Below are 3291 nucleotides of genomic sequence, written 5' to 3' on the forward strand. Positions count from 1 at the left end.
GGTGCAGTGGTAGACATGAAGGTTAAAACTGTGCTTATTGTATCTAATGTAAATAATATAGAACTTAAAATTGACCCTACTATAATTTTTGCAACACTCAAAGATATACAAGATTTAGACACTAAAATAGATACAACTAAAACAGAATTAACAAGCAACATAGAAACTGCTAAAACAGAGTTGAACAATAAAATAGGAGATACAACACAACTTACTACAACAGATAAAACAAATCTTGTTAGTGCATTGAATGAGGTAAAAACTAGTGTGGATAGTATAGAAACAACAGCAGAAAAAACAAGTATAAAAGACACAGATAACTTATTTGAAAGTGACAATGTAGAGGGAGCATTAAAAGAAGTTATGCAAGAAATAAAAGGTAATAGGACTAGTATTATATCAACGATAAACAGTAATTTGATACCAATGTAGAAAGGAGGAGGTTAAATGGCTACTTATGACGTTGATAGAGGTGTTAAATTAAGAGAAGGAGAACATACAGATGAAGAAATATTTCTTCGTGTTTGCTCATATCAAACTGGTGGACGTACTTATTATGGTACCTTTGAAGTTGGCAACGGAATAAAAGTATTTGAACTTGGAACTAGACTTTATACTGCTACTACAACTAATGTGCGTTATTATTCAACTAGTGGTTCTGAGGTTATAGTTAGAGATGTTGTTATGCGTCAAAACGTTACTGCAAGGTTTGTAGCAAAACCAACTATTAATATAAAAGATAATTTAGGTGTTATAAGTGATGCTTGTGAGATTGAGTATACTATAAGCGATGGTTCTCCTGAATTAAGATATAATATAGTTTATAAATTGAATAATGATACTATAGGTCAAATTGTTAATACTGTTGATTCAAAATATAAAATAAGTCTTACAGATGAATATTTATCTAAATTAAGTCATAATTCAACTAATCATATTGTTATTGAGTTTAATGATTTTAATAATAGAAATATGTTAACTAAAACAGTTACATTTACAAAAGGTAATACTAAACCAAAATTAAATATAACTTCTTATAACTCAACTACTGCAATCTTTACAGCAATAGATACAGATAATAATTTATCTAAAATAGAGTGGTTCATTGATGATGTATTAAAAGAAACAATAACAACAGATTTGTATTTAGAGAAAACCATCAACTACGAACTTACAGACAATGCAATTCACACATTAAAAATAGTTGCTACAGATGCAGAAAATGCAACTACTGAGAAAGTATTAAGTATAAGTAAAGAGATAATGCCACTTCAAACAGATGCAACTTTACAAGATATATCAACTAAGTTGATAGAAATTGGAGAAGGGTTTAAGAATGGTAAAACAAGTATTATAAATACTTTAGCATTAAAGAATATAGATTCATCTTTAAATAATACACTAGTAGAATTATCAGAGAAAATAAAGGCATCATTTGATAGCGGAGATGCTAGTTTGCAGGATTTGATTAATCAGTTGACACAAGCTAATAATACTATAAGTCAGTTAAACTCTAAATATAAAGTTGCTAGTGGTACAGTTACTTCTTTTAAGGGTGATGACACTAAAATTGCTTATCCATATCTAACTGATAGAGTTTTTAAACCTAGTGCTTGGGTTAAAATTAGTAATTTAGATTTTAAGCCTAATATTTTCTTTGCTGATTTTGATTACTATGATACTGAATATAAAAATAATTATAAACTTTTCCTTTTCGCTTGTTGTGGTGTTGCCACACAAAGAGGTGTTGATTTTTCAAGTGTTACATCTTTTATTAGAAAAAGTAGTGATGAGTATTTTCATGCTAATGGCTGGCTCTATAATAATTCCGAAGGAGATGTTTATTTTAATAATACTGGTGTTCAAATTCCAGCTTATAGCTTTGACTCAACTCAAAGACATATTTATAAATGGTATGCTATTAAATTTATTTAAGAAGGAGAAAAAACATGAATGTTCCAAACAGAGTAATATATGACCAAACAGGTAAAATAATTTTTGAAACAGGTGAGTCCTGTGGGGATGTGTTACCACACAATAAAATAACTGAATTACATTATATTGATATTCCATATGGAAGTATAGATTATATTAAAAATAGAATTACAAGTATAAATATAGAAACTAAACAACCAATTTTAGAAGAAATACCAATATATGTGAGTGATGAAGAAAAGAGAATACAAGAGTTAGAAAATCAAATATTGATTGCAGAAAATGAAAAAGTAGGAGGAATTTTATAATGAATATAAATAATGTTGTAGTAAGAATATTGGCAGAGAGAATATTAAACAAAGGATTGAACCCTTTAAAAAATAGAGAATTTGAATTAGATGATGTAACTAACACAGAGTACAGAAAGGCAGTAGAGGATTATATAATTAGAGAAAGTGGAGTAGTAGAAGGAGCAGAACCTACAATATAGGGAATGTTCCTTTTTTATTTCTTAAAATATATAAATTCATTTACATTTTGCCTACACTTCATCTACACTTTGCAGACGTTTATAGTTTTAAAATTAGGTACAATAAAACCATAAATTAAGAAAGAGGTGTATTAAATGGCAACAGTTTATGAATTTAATTATACAGGAAGTGAACAACGTGTTACATTAAAACCCGGCAAGTATAAATTAGAATGTTGGGGGGCTTGTGGTGGTAGATATAAAGCTGATGATTTTACTACTTGTGCAAATGGTGGTTATGCAAAAGGTGAAATTATATTAAAAGAGAAAACTAATTTTCGTATTTGTGTTGGTCAGTCAGGTTATGAAAAAGTTCTATCTACTTCTTCTTTTACTAGAACTGGTTATAATGGCGGTGGTGCTGGTGGATATTCTAGTTTTGCTCCTTACAAATGGTCATTTGATGGTGGTGGTTCAACTGATATAAGACTTTCTAGTGGTAATTCTTCTTGGGATGATTTAGAAGGTTTGCTTTCACGTATACTTATAGCAGGTGGTGGCGGTGGTGCTAGTGAATCTTCTGTTAGTAAACTTGGTCATGGTGGCGGTTTAAATGGTGATAACGGAATTGGTTATCAAGGTAATTTCGCAGGTGGTGGCACACAATATCAAGGTGGTATTAATAATAGTTCATATTTTGATGGTTTATTTGGTAAAGGTGGTAGTTATAATAAACATATAGGTGGTGGTGGTGGATGGTTTGGTGGTGCAGGTTGTGTTACAACTCAAAGTACTGCTGGTGGTGGAAGCGGTTATGCACTAACTAAAGATAGCTATAAGCCACCTGGTTATATACCAACCTCAGAATATTGGTTAGAAAATGTGGT

General features: G+C 30.3%; 5 protein-coding genes. All 5 read left to right on the top strand.

Going from position 1 to position 3291, the window contains the following annotated elements:
• The coding region (locus KGF41_RS20385) for a phage tail protein (RefSeq protein WP_227857125.1) at nucleotides 1–432 on the top strand (432 nt) is incomplete at its 5' end.
• A gap of 15 nt (nucleotides 433–447) precedes the next feature.
• On the top strand, nucleotides 448–1935 hold the full coding sequence (locus tag KGF41_RS20390; protein ID WP_227857126.1) for a hypothetical protein: 1488 nt from the start codon (nucleotides 448–450) through the stop codon (nucleotides 1933–1935).
• A gap of 14 nt (nucleotides 1936–1949) precedes the next feature.
• Nucleotides 1950–2243 (top strand): hypothetical protein, encoded by a 294-nt coding sequence (locus KGF41_RS20395; protein ID WP_227857127.1) that lies wholly within the window; start codon nucleotides 1950–1952, stop codon nucleotides 2241–2243.
• Nucleotides 2243–2425: a hypothetical protein gene (locus KGF41_RS20400; RefSeq protein WP_227857128.1), complete on the top strand. Its 183-nt coding sequence runs from the start codon at nucleotides 2243–2245 to the stop codon at nucleotides 2423–2425. The genes KGF41_RS20395 and KGF41_RS20400 overlap by 1 nt, the downstream gene beginning before the upstream one ends.
• A gap of 135 nt (nucleotides 2426–2560) precedes the next feature.
• Nucleotides 2561–3291, top strand: a 731-nt coding sequence (locus KGF41_RS20405) for a glycine rich domain-containing protein (RefSeq protein ID WP_255611565.1), incomplete at its 3' end; no start/stop codon positions are given.

Source organism: Clostridioides sp. ZZV14-6150 (assembly GCF_020657875.1).
Classification (GTDB): Bacteria; Bacillota; Clostridia; order Peptostreptococcales; family Peptostreptococcaceae; genus Clostridioides.

What these genes read in the sequence shown, in the direction of transcription:
- KGF41_RS20390 (WP_227857126.1), top strand. Translation starts at nt 448, where the DNA reads ATGGCTACTTATGACGTTGATAGAGGTGTTAAATTAAGAGAAGGAGAA.
- KGF41_RS20400 (WP_227857128.1), top strand. Translation starts at nt 2,243, where the DNA reads ATGAATATAAATAATGTTGTAGTAAGAATATTGGCAGAGAGAATATTA.
- KGF41_RS20395 (WP_227857127.1), top strand. Translation starts at nt 1,950, where the DNA reads ATGAATGTTCCAAACAGAGTAATATATGACCAAACAGGTAAAATAATT.